Source organism: Flavobacteriales bacterium (assembly GCA_025210805.1).
Taxonomy (GTDB): Bacteria; Bacteroidota; Bacteroidia; order Flavobacteriales; family CAJXXR01; genus JAOAQX01.
Window position 1 is genome coordinate 90,727 of sequence record JAOAQX010000027.1, and the last position, 19,773, is coordinate 110,499.

Annotated in this window: 17 protein-coding genes; 14 read left to right on the top strand and 3 right to left on the bottom strand. The window is 33.5% G+C overall.

Annotated features, from left to right (window positions below; translation table 11 throughout):
- Window positions 1–47: 47 nt before the first annotated feature.
- From N4A45_10695 to N4A45_10715, 5 genes are all read left to right on the top strand, one after another.
- The gene (locus N4A45_10695) at window positions 48–650 is read left to right on the top strand and encodes a LuxR C-terminal-related transcriptional regulator (GenBank protein MCT4665689.1); all 603 of its coding nucleotides are present in this window, start codon (window positions 48–50) and stop codon (window positions 648–650) included.
- 170 nt (window positions 651–820) lie between these two features.
- Window positions 821–2,323, top strand: a complete 1,503-nt coding sequence (gene atpD, locus N4A45_10700; GenBank protein MCT4665690.1) for a F0F1 ATP synthase subunit beta — start codon at window positions 821–823, stop codon at window positions 2,321–2,323.
- Between the two features lie 17 nt (window positions 2,324–2,340).
- Window positions 2,341–2,577, top strand: coding sequence for an ATP synthase F1 subunit epsilon (gene atpC, locus N4A45_10705; protein MCT4665691.1), 237 nt, complete (start codon window positions 2,341–2,343; stop codon window positions 2,575–2,577).
- Window positions 2,578–2,686: 109 nt separating this feature from the next.
- Window positions 2,687–3,673: a T9SS type A sorting domain-containing protein gene (locus N4A45_10710; protein ID MCT4665692.1), complete on the top strand. Its 987-nt coding sequence runs from the start codon at window positions 2,687–2,689 to the stop codon at window positions 3,671–3,673.
- A gap of 106 nt (window positions 3,674–3,779) precedes the next feature.
- Window positions 3,780–5,258, top strand: coding sequence for a glycosyltransferase family 39 protein (locus tag N4A45_10715; GenBank protein ID MCT4665693.1), 1,479 nt, complete (start codon window positions 3,780–3,782; stop codon window positions 5,256–5,258).
- A gap of 109 nt (window positions 5,259–5,367) precedes the next feature.
- On the opposite strand, the gene N4A45_10720 is transcribed toward N4A45_10715, so the two are convergent.
- Both N4A45_10720 and alaS read right to left on the bottom strand, forming a co-directional pair.
- The gene (locus tag N4A45_10720; protein ID MCT4665694.1) at window positions 5,368–5,892 is read right to left on the bottom strand and encodes a DUF3575 domain-containing protein; all 525 of its coding nucleotides are present in this window, start codon (window positions 5,890–5,892) and stop codon (window positions 5,368–5,370) included.
- 140 nt (window positions 5,893–6,032) lie between these two features.
- Window positions 6,033–8,645: an alanine--tRNA ligase gene (gene alaS, locus N4A45_10725; GenBank protein MCT4665695.1), complete on the bottom strand. Its 2,613-nt coding sequence runs from the start codon at window positions 8,643–8,645 to the stop codon at window positions 6,033–6,035.
- A gap of 187 nt (window positions 8,646–8,832) precedes the next feature.
- Here alaS and N4A45_10730 point away from each other — a divergent pair, with 187 nt between their 5' ends.
- The 6 genes from N4A45_10730 to N4A45_10755 all read left to right on the top strand — a co-directional run bounded on the left by N4A45_10730 (window position 8,833) and on the right by N4A45_10755 (window position 14,806).
- Window positions 8,833–9,804, top strand: coding sequence for a M23 family metallopeptidase (locus N4A45_10730; GenBank protein MCT4665696.1), 972 nt, complete (start codon window positions 8,833–8,835; stop codon window positions 9,802–9,804).
- The gene (locus N4A45_10735) at window positions 9,797–10,135 is read left to right on the top strand and encodes a MerR family transcriptional regulator (protein MCT4665697.1); all 339 of its coding nucleotides are present in this window, start codon (window positions 9,797–9,799) and stop codon (window positions 10,133–10,135) included. Before N4A45_10730 ends, N4A45_10735 begins: the two co-directional genes overlap by 8 nt.
- Window positions 10,136–10,400: 265 nt before the next feature.
- Window positions 10,401–12,806 (top strand): efflux RND transporter permease subunit, encoded by a 2,406-nt coding sequence (locus N4A45_10740; protein MCT4665698.1) that lies wholly within the window; start codon window positions 10,401–10,403, stop codon window positions 12,804–12,806.
- A 10-nt stretch (window positions 12,807–12,816) separates the two neighbouring features.
- On the top strand, window positions 12,817–13,791 hold the full coding sequence (locus tag N4A45_10745; GenBank protein ID MCT4665699.1) for a polyprenyl synthetase family protein: 975 nt from the start codon (window positions 12,817–12,819) through the stop codon (window positions 13,789–13,791).
- Window positions 13,788–14,141 carry a hypothetical protein gene (locus N4A45_10750; GenBank protein ID MCT4665700.1) on the top strand — a complete coding sequence of 118 codons (354 nt, stop codon included), beginning with the start codon at window positions 13,788–13,790 and terminating at the stop codon, window positions 14,139–14,141. Before N4A45_10745 ends, N4A45_10750 begins: the two co-directional genes overlap by 4 nt.
- Window positions 14,138–14,806 (top strand): WbqC family protein, encoded by a 669-nt coding sequence (locus N4A45_10755; protein MCT4665701.1) that lies wholly within the window; start codon window positions 14,138–14,140, stop codon window positions 14,804–14,806. Before N4A45_10750 ends, N4A45_10755 begins: the two co-directional genes overlap by 4 nt.
- Before the next feature lie 87 nt (window positions 14,807–14,893).
- Here the strand turns inward: N4A45_10755 and N4A45_10760 are convergent, their stop codons facing one another.
- Window positions 14,894–16,426: a T9SS type A sorting domain-containing protein gene (locus N4A45_10760; protein MCT4665702.1), complete on the bottom strand. Its 1,533-nt coding sequence runs from the start codon at window positions 16,424–16,426 to the stop codon at window positions 14,894–14,896.
- Window positions 16,427–16,598: 172 nt separating this feature from the next.
- Between N4A45_10760 and N4A45_10765 the strand changes: the two genes are divergently transcribed.
- From N4A45_10765 to N4A45_10775, 3 genes are all read left to right on the top strand, one after another.
- On the top strand, window positions 16,599–16,934 hold the full coding sequence (locus N4A45_10765) for a PadR family transcriptional regulator (GenBank protein MCT4665703.1): 336 nt from the start codon (window positions 16,599–16,601) through the stop codon (window positions 16,932–16,934).
- 2 nt (window positions 16,935–16,936) lie between these two features.
- Window positions 16,937–18,538, top strand: a complete 1,602-nt coding sequence (locus N4A45_10770; protein ID MCT4665704.1) for a PspC domain-containing protein — start codon at window positions 16,937–16,939, stop codon at window positions 18,536–18,538.
- Window positions 18,539–18,764: 226 nt separating this feature from the next.
- Window positions 18,765–19,773: hypothetical protein (locus N4A45_10775; protein MCT4665705.1), on the top strand; the 1,009-nt coding region annotated here is incomplete at its 3' end.

Consider the following 19,773-nt stretch of genomic DNA (forward strand, 5'->3'; position numbering starts at 1 on the left):
AGGAATCATTTTTTTACCTTTGTTTTTAATCAGTCTAAATAAGAATAATGACAAATTTCTACACCTACTGTACCGATACGCTTTTTGAGAGTGGAATAGAAATGTTAGTGTATGACTACTATCGCTCAAAAAACATTAAGAAAGTACAATCGAGTCAGAAAAGTGATTTACAATTACTCAAACCTGGCATTGTTTTTATTAATTACCGAGATTTTCAACAAACGAAGATCAATGCCTTCATCACCAACAAAAGCGTATTTACCAAAACGATTCTTTTTATGGACGATCACGCGAAACTAAACCCGATGATTGATTATAGTCTTTTTGATGGAATTATTGCTAACCAAGACAAAAGTAAAGTAATTCAAAACGCGATCAACGAAGTACTCAAAAACAAGAAATTTATAAGTCCACAGATTCAAAAAAACCTTCATGAACGCTCCCATAATCAATTAAACATAAAAATATCTAATAGAGAATGGGAAGTCATTGAATTGATTAAGAGCGGAATGACAAGCAAAGAAATCTCAGAAAAACTGGCACTCAGCTATCATACGATTGTAGCTCACAAAAAGAATATTTTTAAAAAATTTGGCGAAAATAGTACATTAGGATTGCTCAAGGCACTTGAAGATCTAGGGGTTGATTGACAAAAAAAATGATTCATAAAAAAGCAGCACAAAACGATCTAAAACACACTCTAAACCACCTAGATTAAATATTTTCATATTTATTAAACATTTCCGTCTAAAACTCTGAAAAAAAACATACATTTGCACCAAATTTCAGTACAGTTATATTAGCTTAAAACGGTATAAACATGTCTACAAACGTAGGAAAAATAGCACAGGTAATTGGACCTGTAATCGACATCAAATTTAACGAAGGTGTCGAACTACCAAAAATTTACGATGCACTTGTAATCACTAACGAAGGTGGTTCTAAAGTAGTATTGGAATGTCAACAACACATCGGACAAAACTCTGTAAGAGCCATTGCTATGGACTCAACAGATGGTCTTAAAAGAGGGCAAGAAGTAGCCACCACTGGTGCGCCAATCAAAATGCCTATTGGAGAGGAGATCAAAGGTCGTCTTTTCAATGTAGTTGGAGATGCAATTGATGGTATCGGTAACCTTGACAAAACAAGCGGTCTTCCAATTCACCGTGAAGCGCCAAAGTTTGAAGACTTATCAACATCAACTGAGGTTCTTTTTACAGGAATTAAAGTAATTGACTTGATTGAGCCTTACGCAAAAGGAGGAAAGATTGGATTATTTGGTGGTGCCGGAGTAGGTAAAACCGTATTAATTCAGGAATTGATTAACAACATTGCCAAAGGACACGGTGGACTTTCAGTATTCGCAGGAGTAGGAGAAAGAACACGTGAAGGAAACGATTTACTTCGTGAGATGTTGGAATCAGGAATTATTACTTATGGTGAAGATTTCCTACACTCTATGGAAGAAGGTGGATGGGATCTTTCTAAAGTTGATAAAGAAAAACTAAAAGATTCTAAAGCAACTTTCGTATTCGGACAGATGAACGAATCACCAGGAGCTCGTGCTCGTGTTGCCCTTTCTGGACTTACACTTGCTGAGTACTACCGTGATGGAGACGACGATGCAAGCGGACCAAAAGATGTACTTTTCTTCGTAGATAATATCTTCCGATTTACACAAGCCGGTTCTGAGATGTCTGCCCTATTAGGACGTATGCCATCTGCCGTAGGTTACCAGCCTACACTAGCTACAGAAATGGGTGCGATGCAGGAAAGAATCACCTCAACAAAAAGAGGATCGATTACTTCTGTACAAGCCGTTTATGTACCTGCGGATGACCTTACTGACCCTGCACCAGCAACAACGTTTGCCCACTTGGATGCAACAACAGTATTGTCTCGTAAAATTGCAGAGCTTGGTATTTACCCAGCAGTAGATCCATTGGATTCTACTTCAAGAATTCTTTCTGAAGAAGTACTTGGAAAAGAACACTACGGATGTGCTCAAAAAGTAAAAGAAATTCTACAACGTTATAAAGAACTTCAAGATATTATTGCCATTCTTGGTATCGATGAATTATCTGAAGAAGATAAACTTGTTGTACACCGTGCAAGACGTGTACAAAGATTCCTTTCTCAGCCATTCCACGTAGCCGAGCAGTTTACAGGAATCCCAGGAGTATTGGTAGATATCAAAGATACAATCAAAGGTTTCAACATGATTATGGATGGAGAGCTAGATCACCTTCCTGAAGCAGCTTTCAACTTGAAAGGATCTATCGCAGATGCTATCAAGCATGGAGAAGAAATGTTGGCTGAATAATATAAGCAAGAAGTACTATGTTTTTAGAGATTATTAAACCAGACGCTGAGTTATACAAAGGAGAAATTATCTCTGTACGTGTACCAGGTAAAAAAGGATCTTTTGAGATTCTTACAAACCACATGCCTATTGTATCTACTCTAGACGAAGGTACTATTCGTGTTATAGATGCCAACAATAAAACCGAAACTTTTGAGGTAAAAGGAGGCGTTCTAGAAATGAATAACAATAAAATTATCATCTTGGCAGACTAAGGTTTTCCTTTTTGATATTGACTTTAAATCCCAAAACAGATAATCTGTTTTGGGATTTTTTTATTTATATTTGACAGTCAAATAGTTATAAATAAATCAATATCTCTTTATGAAAAATCTTTTATCATTTACATCTTTTCTCCTATTTTTAGGAGCTTTTCAAATCACTCAGGCACAGCAAATGGAGTTCGGACCAATAGATGCCGAATGGACAGTGAATTACCGTACGCCATGCGCCAATAATAACCAAGACCTTTGCCATGCCAGCGATCTCTATGAAGTAGCAGACACTATTACAAAAAATGGAAAATTGTGCAAAGTACTTATAGGAAATATTAATCCTCATCACACCAATGTTTACCCAAATCTCCAATACTTCTACCAAGAAGGTGGAAAAATCTATAGTTATTTTGGAAATAATGGAATGGATACATTTCAGAAGATCATGGATTTTGATGCACCTGTAGGCTATTCTTGGAACGTTTATATCGATTATAATTATATCATCGACCCAGACAGTATCGTTCTCCTTACTGACACACTAAAAATCACCATCGATTCTGTTTACCAAAAAGACCTTGATGGCGTTTTAACTCCTTCTTATCATTACTCATTAGATCATTTACCAAATATTACTGTAAGCCAAGAAGATTATCAAAACTTTAACTATTCTAAGAAAGATTCAGCAAATATATTACTTGGATCAAGCTCTTTTATTTTCCCCTTTTTAGCAAGTGAGTTTTATATTACAGATGTTTATCCAATGAATGAATTCAATCGTCAAATTTGCGCTTATGAAGATGACTTAATTGATTATGAAAACATCCAAATCCCAGGACTACCCTACTGTGGCTATGAAGGACTTTCTGTAGAGGAAAAAGAAGTAGAAAATATTGAATTATTGATTAAAGACAATGTATTAAGCATCCATCATTTACCAAATGAAAAAGCTCTTTTTGAAATAACTGATATTCAAGGGAAAACAATTCTTACGACACAAAACACCACCATTTCATTGGATGGACTATCAAAGGGAATTTATTTCCTAATAGCAGAAATAAATGGTCAAAAAGTTGTCCAGAAATTTGTGTATTAATACAAAAACGAAATATACTACAAGCCTCTTTTCTACGTTAGAAAAGGGGTTTTTTCATTGTAAGGAAAAAGACTAGTATTATATTTGCGACAAATAAAAACATAAAATGCGAAATCTCAGAAATCTCAAAACGATTTTACTTTTTATTACCATTTTTTTAATTGCTTTTATCAGCAAGTATCAATATATCGACACTCGAGATATTTGTGTAGATGAACCCTTTACCATTTTCATGGCTCAAAACAATTGGTTAGACATACTTAAACTACCCATTTCTGGTGAGCCTAACCCACCTTTGTTTATTTTATTGCTTCATTTTTGGATGAAAATATTTGGAAATGACGTGGAAGTTATCAGATCCTTACCACTTATTTTCAACGCCCTTACGGCAGGTGTTATTTTCTTGGTAGGAAAACATCTTAGAAATTCATGGACAGGAATCATTGCGAGTTTAGTATTTATCTATTCTACGCTTCATTTCTATTTCGGAATGGAAACCCGAGCGTATTCCATGCTTTCTTTTGGCACGAGCTTAAGCCTCTTAAGTTATTTGAAACTAATTGCCAATGATCATTATCAACATCGAAAAAAATGGACTTTTATATTAATTGCATCCAATTTCCTCATTTTATATAGTCACTATTTTGGATTATTTATGATTGGTACTCAATTTCTATTGAGCTTCATGTTTTGGAAAGATAAAAAGCTTTTTTGGACATTAATAAAATCATTAGTTATCACAGGTATACTATTCCTACCAATGGTTATTGTTTTCTATGAACATTTTATTCACTTTACGGGAGGTACTGTTTTGAGCCCTCCAAAAAACAAGGACTATCTATATCTTTTACGTGACTTCACCAATAATAACCACACTTTAAATTGGATGACATACATATTGTTATCTTCTTTAATTTGTGGAATAGTATTATTCAAATTGAAGATCGTTAAACTAGATAAAACAGTAGGGTTTATCTTTCTTTGGTGGCTTATTCCATATTTTGCGATGTTTGCCATTTCATTCAAAATGCCCATGTTCTACGCTAGGTATTTACTCTTTACCAGTATCGGGTTTTATCTCTCATTAGTCTATCTAATTTTCAAATCATTTCACTTTAAGTTAATCAATATTTTTGTAGGGTTTTTAATGGTGATACTATTTTATAGATCTTTAGAAATTAACTCTAAACAATTTTTCTATAGAGAAGTTAAAAATGCAGTTGAGAAAGTAAAAGAATTACAAAATAAAAATGACAACAGCCTTGTGCTCATACATCCACATTGGGCGTTTATAGGTTTTTCTTATTATTATGATAAGGAAATATTTCAATCCTTAGACAGTTGCGAAGCTCATTTAAACAAAGCGGACATCCTCCCTATTTATGGCTGGAAAGGTGTAAAGAGGCATTTACAAAAGACAAACAAAGAATATGATCATATTATTTACTATCAAGATGGCTCTTTATTTATAGACCCAGAGAACAGTATTTATCATAAAATACTCCAAGAACATCAACAAACTGATAGTGTCTTTTACCCTGAGTGTTTTACCGTTACTGCTTTTAAAGAAAGTTCTAAACAGTAGTGATCTTATTCATTTTTTTAAACAAAAAAAGCTATGTTTTTTGCGCAAAAACATAGCTTTTTTAATATGTAATCGTTGGATATTTTAAACCCACCGGTCTTGAATTCTGTTAAAAAATAAAACCTAAGCTAACTCCATTAGGAAGGTAAGCTCCAGTAACATTGCTTGATTTTTCAAGATCTAAATCTGCATAACCCAAACCAATAAACAAATCATAGAACCATTTACTAGACCCAAGCATTCCTTGAGTTCCATAAACGACACCTACACTATAACCAATCCCTATTCTATAATCCAAAGGAAATGCAACATATCCTCCAGAAAAATGGTCAATATTTTTACCCATTCTCATTCTCTTTGTACGGGTGGTAAAAATACGAGGCATGGCTTGTATTACCGCATGAGACTGTAAAGTATTCTTAGTAACCTGCCCATTATTGTTGCTGTATTCACCAATAAGACCATACCCAATTCCAAGCTTTAAAGAAGCTGCTTTACCAATTTCCATTTCGTAGATAAGTTCAGGAGCTAGTAAACTAAGTTTAAGATCTGATTTTGTTGTGGATCTTTGTTGGGCATTTGCTGAGAAAAATACTCCTAAAACAAAGACCATTGATAAGATTGTTTTTTTCATACTTTTTATATTTTTAAAATTAATTTACCCAAATGTACCAAATTATCATTTGAATATTTCCTACGTATCAAAATTTAACACTAAAAAAAGACGAACTGCATGCAATCCGTCTTTTTCCTTTTATTTTAGTAGATAAATACCTATTCCACAATTTCTATAAATGCTTTAAGAGCATCTTCTATTCCATTTGGGTTTTTACCTCCTGCAGTGGCAAAGTGAGCCTGACCTCCTCCACCTCCTTGGATATGTTTCCCAAGTGTTCTTACCATAGTTCCTGCATTCCAATCTTTTTCAGCAGCTAAATCTTTACTGATCACAATGGTTAAGCTCGGTTTATTTCCTTGTTTTGATGCAAAAAGACCACAAAAGGGTGCGTTTTTTCTTTCCAATGAAAATGCCATAGATTTTATAGATGCTGGATCTAAATCTACAACTTCTGCCAAAAATTTATATCCATCTTTTTCTATAACACTTGCGTTGATACTTTGCTCTAATTGCTGTGCTTTTTCCTTCTTTAGTCCTTCAACTTCTTTTCTCAAAGCCGAAAGTTCTGTTTGTTGAGATACTACAGCTTTCAGTAAATCTTTAGGGTTCTTTAAGCTTTGTCTTAGCTCATCTAAAAGACTCTTTTCTTTATTCAAAAATGCGATAGCTGTTGTTTGAGAGATGGCTTCAATTCGTCTTACTCCAGCGGCTACAGAAGTTTCAAGTTTAATTTTAAACAACATGATATCTGCTGAATTCTTCACATGAATCCCTCCACACAGCTCAATAGAGTCTCCAAACTGAATCGTACGAACGGTATCTCCATATTTCTCTCCAAAAAGAGCCATTGCTCCACGAGCTTTTGCTTCTAATAAAGTAGCTGTTCTATCTTCTTGCAAAGGCAAAGATTGAAGAATCATTTCATTTACTTTTGCTTCTATTTGCTCAAGTTCATCTTCTGTAACTTTAGAAAAATGAGAAAAATCAAAACGTAAATAATCTGCATTTACAAGAGATCCTTTCTGTTCCACATGACTTCCTAAAACTTCCCTCAATGCTAAATGTAACAAGTGGGTTGCAGTGTGATTACAAGCTGTAGCTTGACGTTTTGAATCATGAACCACAGCTTTAAAAGTTGCCTGCGGATTTTTTGGTGCTTTATTCGTAAAATGTATCCAAAGATTGTTTTCCTTTTTAGTATCAAAAATAGGAAGTTCTTCTTCATCTGAAACTAACATTCCTTTATCTCCTACTTGCCCTCCTCCTTCGGCATAAAATGGTGTTTTATCTAATACAATTTGATAAATTTCTTTCTTTTTCTGAATGGTTTTTCGGTAAGAAAGAATTTTAGACTCACTGGTAAGTGAGTCATAACCCACAAATTCTGTTTCTTGTGCAGGTAGGATTTCAATCCAGTCTTCGGTACTAATTGCAGTGGCGTTTCTAGCAGTGTCTTTTTGGATTTTTAGATATTTCTGGAAACCTTCCATATCTACTTCAAAACCTTTTTCTTGAGCAATAAGCTGTGTTAAATCTATTGGAAACCCAAATGTATCATACAATACAAATGCTTCTTTACCATCTAAAGTCTTTTCCTTAGCTTTCGCCAAAGCTTCATCTAATAATTGTATTCCTTTAGACAAGGTTCTTAAGAAAGTCGTTTCTTCTTCTTTAATAACCTTTTCAACCAAAGTGCGCTGTTGCTTCAATTCTGGGAAAAAAGCTCCCATTTCTTGATCCAAAACTTCTACTAATTGATAAATAAAAGCTTCATTGAGATTCAAATAAGTATAACCATATCGAACTGCACGACGCAAAATTCTTCTTATTACATATCCAGCACCATTATTTGAAGGCAATTGTCCATCTGCGATTGTAAAAGCAATGGCTCTACAATGATCTGCGATTACCCGCATTGCAATGTCTATTTTTTCTTCTTTTCCGTATTTAAAACCTGATATTTCCTCTATTTTATTTAAAATAGGAATAAAAACATCGGTGTCATAATTAGAAGTTTTGTTTTGAATAGCCCTTACAAGTCTTTCAAATCCCATCCCTGTATCCACGTGTTTATTCGGCAAATCCACCAATGAACCATTAGCTTTCCTATTAAACTGCATGAATACTAGGTTCCAGATTTCGATAACTTGCGGGTGATCTTCATTCACTAAACCTTTTCCATCTACTTCCTTTCTTTCTTTATCAGAACGAAGGTCAATATGAATTTCAGAACAAGGTCCACAAGGTCCCACTTCTCCCATTTCCCAAAAATTGTCTTTTTTGTTCCCGTTTATAATTCGATCTTCAGGAATCCATTTTTTCCAAAAATCATAGGCTTCTTGGTCAAATGCTGTCCCGTCCTTTTGATCTCCCTCAAACACGGTAACGTATAACCGATCTTTTGATAAAGCAAATACATTTGTCAACAAATCCCAAGCCCATTCAATTGCTTCTTCTTTAAAGTAATCTCCAAAAGACCAGTTTCCGAGCATCTCAAAAAGCGTGTGATGGTAGGTATCATAACCTACTTCATCCAAATCATTGTGCTTACCCGAAACTCTTAGACATTTTTGCGTATCGGCTATTCTTGGGTTTTTTATTTCTGAATTTCCAAGAAAAATGTCCTTAAAAGGATTCATCCCAGCATTGATAAACATCAGAGTGGGGTCATTTTTAATAACTAATGGAGCAGATGGGACAATTTTGTGCCCTTTTGCCTCAAAATATTCTAAATATTTTGCACGTATATCTTTGGCTGAAAGCATCATATAGCTGACGTTTTAGATGTTTTGTTATTTAATCATTTGTTACACAAGCTCTTTTTAACATTCATTAAACTTAAAAGTTCGTAACTTTGTCGCCTAAACTTGTTAACTGATGGTTAAAAGTTCATGAATTATACAGAATAATTCTTGCTTTTTTCCACGCTCGCAAAGTTAACAGAAAAAACGATTTATGATAAAGGATAAGTATTATTATGACAGCAAAACGGATGCTTATGTAAAGATCCATAAAAATGGTCGCCAAAAATGGTTTAGACTTTTAGGATTTTTTGGAGCAAGTGCCGCTATGGCTACGCTTTTTGTTGTTGGAATATTTTACTTTGTTGGTTCGCCTAAAGAGAAAAAACTCGCACAAGAACTCTCATTTATGCAACTACAATATGAAATCATGCAAAAAGAAGTGGGAGAAATGAACACCGTTTTGAGTGATATTCAAGAAAGAGATGACAATATCTATCGATTAATTTTTGAAGCTGAACCAATAGATGCTTCAATAAGAAACGCAGGATATGGTGGAGCAAGAAGATATGAAAAACTCGGAGCTTATGAGTATTCAGACTTACTGACAAACACCAAAAAGAAGATTGACAAAGTATCCAAAAAAATGTATGTGCAAAGTAAATCTTTTGATGAGGTTGTAAAACTAGCCTTAAAGAAAGGCGAAATGATTGCAGCAATTCCTGCCATTCAGCCAATTCATAATAAAGATTTAACAAGAATGGCATCCGGTTATGGATGGAGAATTCACCCTGTATATAAAACGAGAAAATTCCATAAAGGAATGGATTTTACAGCACCGAGAGGAACTCCTATTTATGCAACAGGAGACGGAGTTGTAAAAGAAATAAAAAGACTTAGTCGAGGATATGGAAATTCTGTGAGAATTGCCCATGGTTATGGTTATGACTCATTCTATGCTCACATGCAAAGTTTTAAGGTAAAGAAAGGACAAAAGATCAAGCGTGGTGACATCATTGGTTTTGTAGGAAACACAGGACTTTCCACAGCACCTCACTTGCATTATGAGATTTTCAAAAATGGAGATCGGGTAAACCCTATCAATTATTATTTTAATGATTTAAGCCCTGAAGAATACGACTTAATGCTTAAATTAGCTTCTCAAGAAAATCAATCATTTGACTAAGACATTGGAAGTTAAAAAAAAATATTATAGCATAAGCGAAGTTGCGGAAATGATTCAATCCAATACTTCGCTTTTGCGTTTTTGGGAAAAAGAGTTTCCGAACTTTATTAAACCTCAAAAAAACAAAAAAGGAAATCGAGTTTACCAGGAAAGAGATATCAAATTTGTAAAAATCATTCATCACCTTGTTAAAGAAAGAGGTTATACCTTGGCGGGAGCCAAAACAAAGCTCAACAAACACAAACAAGAAACCATTGAGAATGCCGAACTGGTTATGGAACTTAAAAAACTAAGGAGAATTCTAGAAGAAATTCGAGAAGAATTTTCATAGATTTTTCAACAGAAAAATTCATTTTTCATAAAAAAACAACCCCATTATCGATCGGTTTTTACGCTCAAAAAACTTCAAGAAATTTTAAACATTTCGCTCCATAAAGGTCTTCAAATTTTAGTAGATTTGCCCATTGCGTATTTTGGGGTAAATCACCGAATTTGTTTACCAAATAAATTTCAAAACTTGCTTAGAAATTTATTTGGTGGTAAAAGATTTAGAAAAGATCAATTTCTTTTCCCCTACCTCAATACCTTCCTTTTTTATGGTATTCTTTTGGGATAAAAAGAATAGAACGAAAGACAAACAAGTCAAAAGACTTGCAGAATTAAATACTATGTGGCACGTAATTGCGAATTTTATTCTTCGCTTTAGGATTTTTTTGGTTTCAGCCATTTTCCTAATCACTATCGGGATGGGATTTCTTTCCCAAGAATTAAGACCAAGTTTGGAGTTCAAACCTCCCTTGGCAATGACCGATCCCGCGGTTGTTGATTATTTAGAATTTTTGGATGAATTTCAAAGTGAAGCTCAAATCTTTGTTTTAGCATTTGACGATGCAAAAATTCGAGATTATGAAACATATCGCCATTGGAAAAAAATGGTGGATGAAATTGAAGCATTGGAAGGCGTTAAAAATGTTCTATCATTTGATAAAATCCAAGAGTTAAAGCACAATAAAGAACAAAAAGTATTTGAATTTGATAACCCATTTGATCATATACAAAATCAAGCTGAATTAGATTCTTTATTTATTCATCTTAAAACACTTCCTTTTTATAGAGATATTGTCTTTAAAGACAATTCAAACATATTCGCCACCGCCGTAAATATCCACGGATATGTCATTCAGCAAGACTACAGAGAAGAACTCATGCTGAATATGATCAAGCTGGTAGAAGAATTTGAAGAGAAAACGGGAATTGAAGTTCACCAAACAGGGTCTCCGTTTATCCGCATCATCAATGCCATAAAGATCAAGGCTGAGATTGGAATTTTCATCGGACTAGCAGTACTGGTTGTTGGATTTATTTTGTTTTTATTTTTTAGATCATTTACCGCTACATTCTTTTCGTTGATCGTAGTAGGTGTTGGGGTAATCTGGAGTACTGGTTCTATGGTTCTCATGGGCTTTGATATTAGCATCCTTACAGCCATGATTCCACCACTAATTATTGTCATTGGAGTTCCCAACTGTGTATTTTTACTCAACAAATATCATTATGAATTTAAAGAACATGGAAACAAAATAAAAGCCCTTGTAAGAGTAATTACCAAGGTAGGAAATGCCTCATTTATGACCAATGTGACTACCGCTTTAGGTTTTGCCACATTCATTTTAACGGATTCTGATATATTGGTAGAATTCGGGATTGTAGCTTCCCTGAATATTATTTTGGTTTTCTTTATTTCTTTAATAATCATTCCTTCTTTCTATTCTTATTTAAAGCCTCCAAAAACGAGACATCTAAGACATCTTAAAAGAAAATGGATGAATATCATCATTGATTGGATGATAAGAATTGTTCAAAAAAGAAGAACAAGAATTTATGCTGCATCCGCTTTTTTACTATTCTTGAGTTTGGTGGGAGTTAGTAAAATTCAAACAAGTGGTACGCTCACAGACGATATTCCTAAAGAGTCTGCCATGTATCAAGACATGAAATTTGTGGAAAAACACATGAAAGGTGTTCTTCCTCTAGAAATAATGATTGATACCAAAAAGAAAAACGGAGTATTAAAAACGAGTACTTTAAAAAGGATTGATCAACTTCAAAAACATCTAGAATCTTATCCAGATTTCTCAAAAACCAGCTCTGTTGTAAACTTCCTAAAGTATAGCAAACAAGCTTATTTTAATGGTCTTCCAGAGTTCTATGAATTACCCAATTCTTCGGAGAAAAACTGGATCCTTGCGGATATAAAAAATACGGCAAAACAAATTGAAGGAGATCAAAGTTTTGGGAGAAACGGACTGGTAGATTCCAATTTTCAAATTGCAAGAGTTTCTTTGTTAATGAAAGACATTGGAACCAAAAGAATGGATGAATTGAGAGCCGAAGTAATGAAAGAAGTTGAACATATTTTTCCTTCAGATAAATATGATTTTACCATGACTGGCTCTTCGGTAATTTACTATAAGGGAACCAAATATCTAGTCAATAATTTATACCAAAGCTTAGGATTAGCTATTATAATCATTTCTATTATTATGGCGGTTATGTTTAAAGCTTGGCGAATGGTTATTGTATCGTTAATTCCGAATCTTATGCCGCTACTGGTTACCGCAGGTCTTATGGGGTATTTAGGTATTGTGATTAAACCTTCTACCATTTTAGTTTTTAGTATTGCCTTTGGAATTTCGGTAGATGATACGATTCACTTTTTGGCAAAATTTAAACAAGCACTTGAAGTAAAAGGACGCTCTTTAAAATCAGCCACACTTGCGGCCATAAGAGAAACAGGCGTATCGATGATTTATACTTCGATTATTTTGTTTTTCGGTTTTATTATCTTTATGGCATCAGATTTTGGAGGAACCGTAGCCCTAGGAATGTTGGTTTCTATAGCCTTGCTAATTGCAATGATTGCCAATTTGATTTTACTCCCCACCATGCTCATGTCTGTAGATGTTGCCATGGAAAAAAGAGAGAAAACAAACTTGAAATAATTTCAAAAAAATGAAAAAAACTTTTGTTGACTATATCCAATTCTATAAAGAACAACTGACTCAATATGCTTTTGTAAAGCAACCAGAAACACTCTACGCTCCTATTGATTATATCATGAACTTGGGAGGAAAACGTATCAGACCTTGTATGGCTCTGTTGTTTGGAGAAGCTTATGGGATTGACAAAAATGCTGTTTTACCCCTCGCTCACTCCATTGAGATTTTTCATAATTTCACTTTAGTCCATGACGATATTATGGATGAAGCTCCACTAAGAAGAGGAAAAGAAACACTGCATACCAAATGGAATCTAAATACGGCGATTCTTTCGGGTGATAGTATGATGATTATGGCTTACCAAGAATTATTAAAATTGGAGGTTAATAATCTAAAAGAAATCCTGAATTATTTTAATGCAACTGCTCTAAAAGTTTGCGAAGGTCAGCAAGATGATATGGATTTCGAAAAGCTAGAAATTGTCTCTCTTGATGCTTACCTAGAAATGATCAAGAACAAAACAGCGGTTCTCTTGGCTGCCTCTATGAAACTAGGTGCCATGGTTGCGAAAGCGGAGGAATCTGAACTTGAATCTATTGAAACTTATGGGACAAAAATAGGCTTGGCTTTCCAGCTCAGAGACGATTTCCTTGATGTTTATGGTGATCAAGAAGTAGGAAAACAAAAAGCTGGAGACATTCTTTCTAATAAAAAAACGGCACTTTATCTCTATGCCTTAGAACAATCTAATGAAGAGGATCGTAACACTTTATTAGAACTCTACCGCACTCATGATATGAATGATCATAAGAAGGTGGAAACGGTCATCAACATTTTTAATAAATATGGAATTCCAGAATATGTAGATGGATTGACTTCTAAGCTTCTTCAAGATTCCAATGATTTGGTAAGAAAACTTGATATCGATGAACACTACAAAGAGATCCTAATAGCGCTCAATCAATCAATTATTAGTAGAAATTCATGAGTTTAAATTTTCCTTCTTATATTCACCAAGAACTCAAAGAATCTGATGTTTTTTTATCCCAATGTTGGGAGCAAATAAGAAGGGAAATACATCTTTATTTCAATACAGAACTAGAGGAACAAGTGAATAATTGGATAGAAATTCAATTATGTATCACCCATTTTTTTGTTGAAAATAAGATTGCTCATTCATCTGAACTTTATAACTTTTTATATCGTGTAGATATCTCAGAAAAACAAGTGAGTGAACACCTTGCAAAAAAGTCTTTTACAAAGATAGAAGAAGCTTTGTCTGAATTATTAATTCTTCGTTCTGCACAAAAAGTATATTTCCGAAATCACTACTCATGAACCTTTTTAGCACCGCATACTTCCCTCCTATCGCTTTTTTTTTGGCGGCAATAAATCATCGAGAAATTCACCTTGAAGGCAAGGAACATTATTCTCGAAAATCTTATAGAAATAGATGTGAAATTGCAGGAGCTCAAGGACTCATTTCACTCTCTGTTCCTGTTGAAAAAAATAGTAGAACCCCTGTGGATCAAATAAAAATCAGCTATAAAGAAGACTGGCAATCTGATCATCTAAAAAGCATGGTTTCAGCTTATCAATCATCACCTTTTTTTTATTTTTATCAAGAGGAATTCTCTCAATTGCTTTCAGATAAATACGAAAATTTGTTTGAAATGAATCTTTTGATTTTGAAATGGTTGTTTGAAAAATTAGGATTAAAAATCTCCATTAAAATTACTGAGGATTTTATCCCCATGAAGAGTAAAAACATTGAACAAGATTATCGTTTTTCTTTTTTTCCTAAAAATCGAAACACCTTTAAGCTCCCCTTCTATCAACAAGTTTTTTTTGATAAAAATGATTTTATTGGAAACTTATCGATTCTAGATTTATTGTTTTGCAAAGGACCACAAGCCTTGGAGTATTTACGGAAAATCCAGAATAACATCACCTACACAAATAAGCATATTTTCCCGACAGAAAAAAACAAAAGCCCTCTTTAGTTTTAAAAAGGACTTTTGTTATTGATTTATATTGGAGTTTACATCAACTTAAAACAATATACCATGAAATCAACACCAAAAATGGTATTACTTTAACACAAATTTTTGGTTAGCGATTAAACCATCTATTGTTTCTACCTGTAAAATATAGGTTCCTTTTGGGTAGTGATTGAGAGAAATACTTTTCACATTTCCATTTTTATTAAATACGGTTTCCCCTAAAACATTAATCACTTTTATGCTTCTGAATTCTTTAGGTGATTTTATAAAAAGTTCAGAGTTGTTTTGCCATAATTCAAATGCTTTTTCATCAAACAAATTCGTGTTTAAATTTGGATCTAGATCTGATAAATCTTGGCAATTATCATATTGATCATCATAGAAGTTTTTCACCTGTGCTACTCTATTTTTAAACAATGTTTTCTGTTGTGCAATATTATTTGTTGTATCATAAGCAAATACATAAGCAAGATCTAAACAAATAGATTCACTAGCTTTTAAAGAGGGCATATATATACTGGATAATATTCGCCTATCGTCAGGTGTAGTAAATGCTTGAGCTTCTGTTAAAATACTCTCTTCATAAGCGTATTTTACACTTTGGGTAAACTGCATTTGTGTAGAATCGTTCTTAAACAAAGCTTTTTGGTAATTATAATAATGACTGGAGTCTGTAGGGTTTCCAAAATTAGAAAAATTGTTGTTGTAATACATACTATTATTCAATGTATGATTCAGATAAGTCATTCCAAAGACTGGAGGATTGTCCCCATAGCCTGATAAACTTTCATCCAATGAATCACCATTATACACAAATACACTATTAGAAGCTGAATCGGTACCTATATAATCATCAAAGCCAAACCCTAAATCAAAGTCATTAAAACTGGTAATATAAAAATCCTTATAATTTGCCGTACTCATATTATGAATATCATAATGTACAAAAACGGTATTATCGAGAGTTACATCAGAAGTATCGTATCCATACACCATCACATTCACTTGTGCGTGAATTATCTCAGCTCCACTTTCTGTATGTGGGATATTATCATTATACATTACATAAAGCGCTTGGTCTCCTCGTATTTCTGGGAAGTCACCATTTGCAGGGTCATAAACTCCGTTTTGGTTTTTATCTTTAAAAGGTGCTTGAAAATTTAAACCAAGGCTAAAACCATTTCCATGTCCTGGCCATTTAGCGATTACATCAATCATATTATATCCTGGCTGGTTATAATTATTGGCATGATGCTCTATTTGAGCCTTCGTTATTTTATACACCCGATGATGCGTAGGCTGAACATAGTTAGCCGTGTTAGGTCCTGCCTGAAAATCGCTCTCTCCTACTTGACGATAAGTATTGGCTGCAAGATGTAAAGTATTTGCATCGTCTAAGCCACCTAGCCATAAAGAACTTGTAAAGTTGCTACTCTTCCCAGAGTTAATTGGCATTTCAGATTTAACTGTTAAATAAGAACCTGATCCAAAAATTTCTCCCGTGGGGAAAACCGGAATTTTGAGGTTGTTAATATCTAGAAACTGATAGGAAGTATCCACTTGTGCCCTTCCTGAAAACATGAGCAAACAGGTACTCATCACTAATAATTGCTTTTTCATATTATTCTTATTTGATACTTAAAAAATGTCTGAGACTATTAATCAATAGATTAGCAATTTACATATTTTTCATTGACTTTGTTAATTTTTCTTAATAAAAATTAAATATAGTACTATGTTTTGCAAACTACTATCTTTTGTTTATATATTTGCATTAACAAGTACTTTACGTATGAAGATAACAAATACAAAAGCCCAAATGAGAAAAGGAGTTTTGGAGTATTGCATCTTATCCATTTTAGGAAATCAAGATGCTTATGCTTCCGAAATACTTTCATCGCTAAAAGACGCCAAGCTTTTGGTGGTTGAGGGAACCATTTACCCTTTACTTACAAGATTAAAAAATGGAGGATTGCTCAATTATCGGTGGGAAGAATCTACTTCTGGTCCGCCAAGAAAATATTATTCTTTAACAGAGAACGGACAACTTTTCTTGAAAGAGCTAGAAACGACATGGAACGAACTAAATAACGCCGTTTCTCAATTGACTACTTCAAAACCATCTTAACCATGAACAAAACAATCAATATAAATCTTGGAGGAATATTCTTCCATATAGACGAAGAAGCTTATGACAGGCTTCAGCATTATTTGGTGTTATTAAAAAAATCCTTTATGGACACTCCAGGTAATGAAGAAATTATATCGGACATCGAAAACAGAATTGCTGAACTATTTACAGAAAAATTAACAAACACTAGGCAAGTTGTCAATAATTCTGATGTAGATTATGTCATATCTGTTATGGGGCAACCTGAAGAAATTTACGAAGAAGAAGATTTCACAGAGAAAGAAGCCCCTAGAAATAATACACATCATCAACAAAAACAAGAAGAAAGATCTTATAAAAAGAAACTTTTTAGAGATTCAGAGGAACAAATGATTGCTGGAGTTGCATCTGGACTCTCCTATTATTTGGGGATTGAAGTAACAATTACAAGGCTTCTTTTTATCTTTTTAAACTTTATTTCTTTTGGAACACCAATCATTGTTTATTTCATTCTTTGGATCATCGTACCAGAGGCAGTCACTTCAAGTGATAAACTGAGAATGCGGGGAAAGCCCGTTAATGTTTCCAATATAGAAAAGACAGTCCAAGATGGTATCAAAAAATTTAATAATGAAGCCAATAAACTTGGAGATAAAGTAAGAAATGCCGACTACGAGTCTTTTGGAAACAATGTTAAGAATTCGACATCTAAGGCTGTGAACAAAGGAGGTTCTCTACTTCTTGGAATCATCAAAGTTTTTCTTGCCATTATCGGTATGATATTTATTATATTGGCAAGTATCGCTATTGTTACCTCTCTGATTATTTTTATTTTCGGTGGAATTTTTAATATGATAGATTCATTTTTCTTTGCCGAGTTTGACTATAACAATACTTGGGGATTACCAAATTGGATTCTTTTACTTGGTATTTTTGTTCTAGTGATAATTCCTTTAATTCTTATGTTATTTGCTGGTATAAAAATGACTTTTTGGAATTATAAAACAAAAATGTCTCCTTGGGTAATTGGCTTAACAACATTCTGGGTCATTATAGGGATTTCAAGTATATTTTTACTGATTCAAAAAGAACAGACTGCTCAAGTTGAAACCACAATAAAAGAAAAACACCTTATCGAACAAAAATTAGATGACCTACTCTTTATTACGATCAAAAATGATAGTTTGATTGTAGATTACCAAAATAGTACTAATGATCTACTAGGGATGGAAAATGATATGATTGTTAAAAATATTCCACTTTCAATTTCCTCTTCCAATGATAGTATAGCTTTTTATGAAATTAAGTATTTAGCAAAGGCTAATAATCTTTCAAATGCAAAAAAATTCGCAAACAACATCAAACTTGATTATTCAATTGTTGATAATACTTTATTTTTATCTCCTTATTATTACTTTCCCAAAAGTGATAAAAACAGGAAACAAAACATTGAATTTAAAATTTATCTACCGAACGACAAAAAAGTGCATTTCGACGAATCATTAAAAAATCTAAAATATATAGAATTAGATAATATCAAAAAACAAAAAATCGAACAAAAATTAATTGGAAACACTTGGAAAATAAACAAAAACACTATTATGTGTACTTCATGCAAATAGTGTGTTGTTGAATTTTCTCACTTATTATTACAACAATCGCTTTATTTAATAATCGAATAAAGCGATTTATCTTTTTTTATAATAATTACATTAGCAATAGAAATTAAACAGAGTTCCTAAAGGTTTAAGTTTTAAAATAGCTATGATGAAACACTTTCAAATCAGATAGTTTCAGAAGTTTTTATGTAAATTTGCAGCTTGAATTTTAGGAGAAAAGAAAATACAAATGATGCACAATCTTAGATTTTTCCAACTAGCAGCGATTATGCTTGCGCTATTTCTTGGCATACAAAATTCCTATTCGCAGGTAGGAATAGGTACAACTTCCCCACATGGATCTGCAAGACTAGATATCTTTGCAAACGACAAGGGACTTTTAATTCCAAGAGTTAATCTAAATAGTATTAATGATATAACTACTATTGCTAATCCAGAAACTAGTTTATTAATTTACAACACAGGAAGCGGAGGTTTATCTCCTTCTGGTTTTTACTTCTGGAATGGAAGTGCTTGGGAACAATTATCAACGTCTTCCTCATTTCCGTTTCAAACGCTATCTTACTCAGATGATTCCTTAAAATTGAGTCATTCGCCGTCCATTTATCTTGGATATGCCGACAATGATACTTTAGCAGATAATGAATTACAATTTCTTTCTTTCGTCGGAAATGATTCTATTAAAATATCAAACGGAAACGCCATTTATATAGGTGGCTTATTAAATGATACGATAGTAGGAAACGAAATCACAAATGTTTCGGATGCAACACTTATTAGAAATGGTTCGGGTACCAATGCAGATCCATATACAGTGGATATTGCAACTGGTGGAGTAACTTCTTCTGAAATTGCTGATAGCACCATTGGAGGTGATAAAATTTCAACTTTATCGATCCAAAACTTACATATTCAAGACAATGCAATTAATTCCGATAAGATTTCGAACAACGCCGTTGGTTCTGATGAGATTGACGTAGATGCCGTTGGTTCTGATGAAATTATTAACGAATCTATTAAGTCTGAAGATATTGAAAATGGTGAAGTTTCAACAATAGATATCGCTGACAACGCAATCACCATTGCTAAAATGGCGGATAACTCAGTTGATTCTTTAGAATTGGTTGACAATGCCGTGGGAACTCCACAACTGAAAGATGTTTCAGTTAGTGCTGATAAAATTCAAGAAAATGCAGTTACTACTGATAAGATAATCAACAATGCGGTAACTACCGACA

Excerpts from the sequence above, each read along its gene's own strand:
- N4A45_10695 (MCT4665689.1), top strand. The coding sequence starts at position 48 with ATGACAAATTTCTACACCTACTGTACCGATACGCTTTTTGAGAGTGGA.
- atpD (MCT4665690.1), top strand. The coding sequence starts at position 821 with ATGTCTACAAACGTAGGAAAAATAGCACAGGTAATTGGACCTGTAATC.
- atpC (MCT4665691.1), top strand. The coding sequence starts at position 2,341 with ATGTTTTTAGAGATTATTAAACCAGACGCTGAGTTATACAAAGGAGAA.
- N4A45_10710 (MCT4665692.1), top strand. The coding sequence starts at position 2,687 with ATGAAAAATCTTTTATCATTTACATCTTTTCTCCTATTTTTAGGAGCT.
- N4A45_10715 (MCT4665693.1), top strand. The coding sequence starts at position 3,780 with ATGCGAAATCTCAGAAATCTCAAAACGATTTTACTTTTTATTACCATT.
- N4A45_10720 (MCT4665694.1), bottom strand. The coding sequence starts at position 5,892 with ATGAAAAAAACAATCTTATCAATGGTCTTTGTTTTAGGAGTATTTTTC.
- alaS (MCT4665695.1), bottom strand. The coding sequence starts at position 8,645 with ATGATGCTTTCAGCCAAAGATATACGTGCAAAATATTTAGAATATTTT.
- N4A45_10730 (MCT4665696.1), top strand. The coding sequence starts at position 8,833 with ATGATAAAGGATAAGTATTATTATGACAGCAAAACGGATGCTTATGTA.
- N4A45_10740 (MCT4665698.1), top strand. The coding sequence starts at position 10,401 with ATGGTATTCTTTTGGGATAAAAAGAATAGAACGAAAGACAAACAAGTC.
- N4A45_10745 (MCT4665699.1), top strand. The coding sequence starts at position 12,817 with ATGAAAAAAACTTTTGTTGACTATATCCAATTCTATAAAGAACAACTG.
- N4A45_10750 (MCT4665700.1), top strand. The coding sequence starts at position 13,788 with ATGAGTTTAAATTTTCCTTCTTATATTCACCAAGAACTCAAAGAATCT.
- N4A45_10755 (MCT4665701.1), top strand. The coding sequence starts at position 14,138 with ATGAACCTTTTTAGCACCGCATACTTCCCTCCTATCGCTTTTTTTTTG.
- N4A45_10760 (MCT4665702.1), bottom strand. The coding sequence starts at position 16,426 with ATGAAAAAGCAATTATTAGTGATGAGTACCTGTTTGCTCATGTTTTCA.
- N4A45_10765 (MCT4665703.1), top strand. The coding sequence starts at position 16,599 with ATGAAGATAACAAATACAAAAGCCCAAATGAGAAAAGGAGTTTTGGAG.
- N4A45_10770 (MCT4665704.1), top strand. The coding sequence starts at position 16,937 with ATGAACAAAACAATCAATATAAATCTTGGAGGAATATTCTTCCATATA.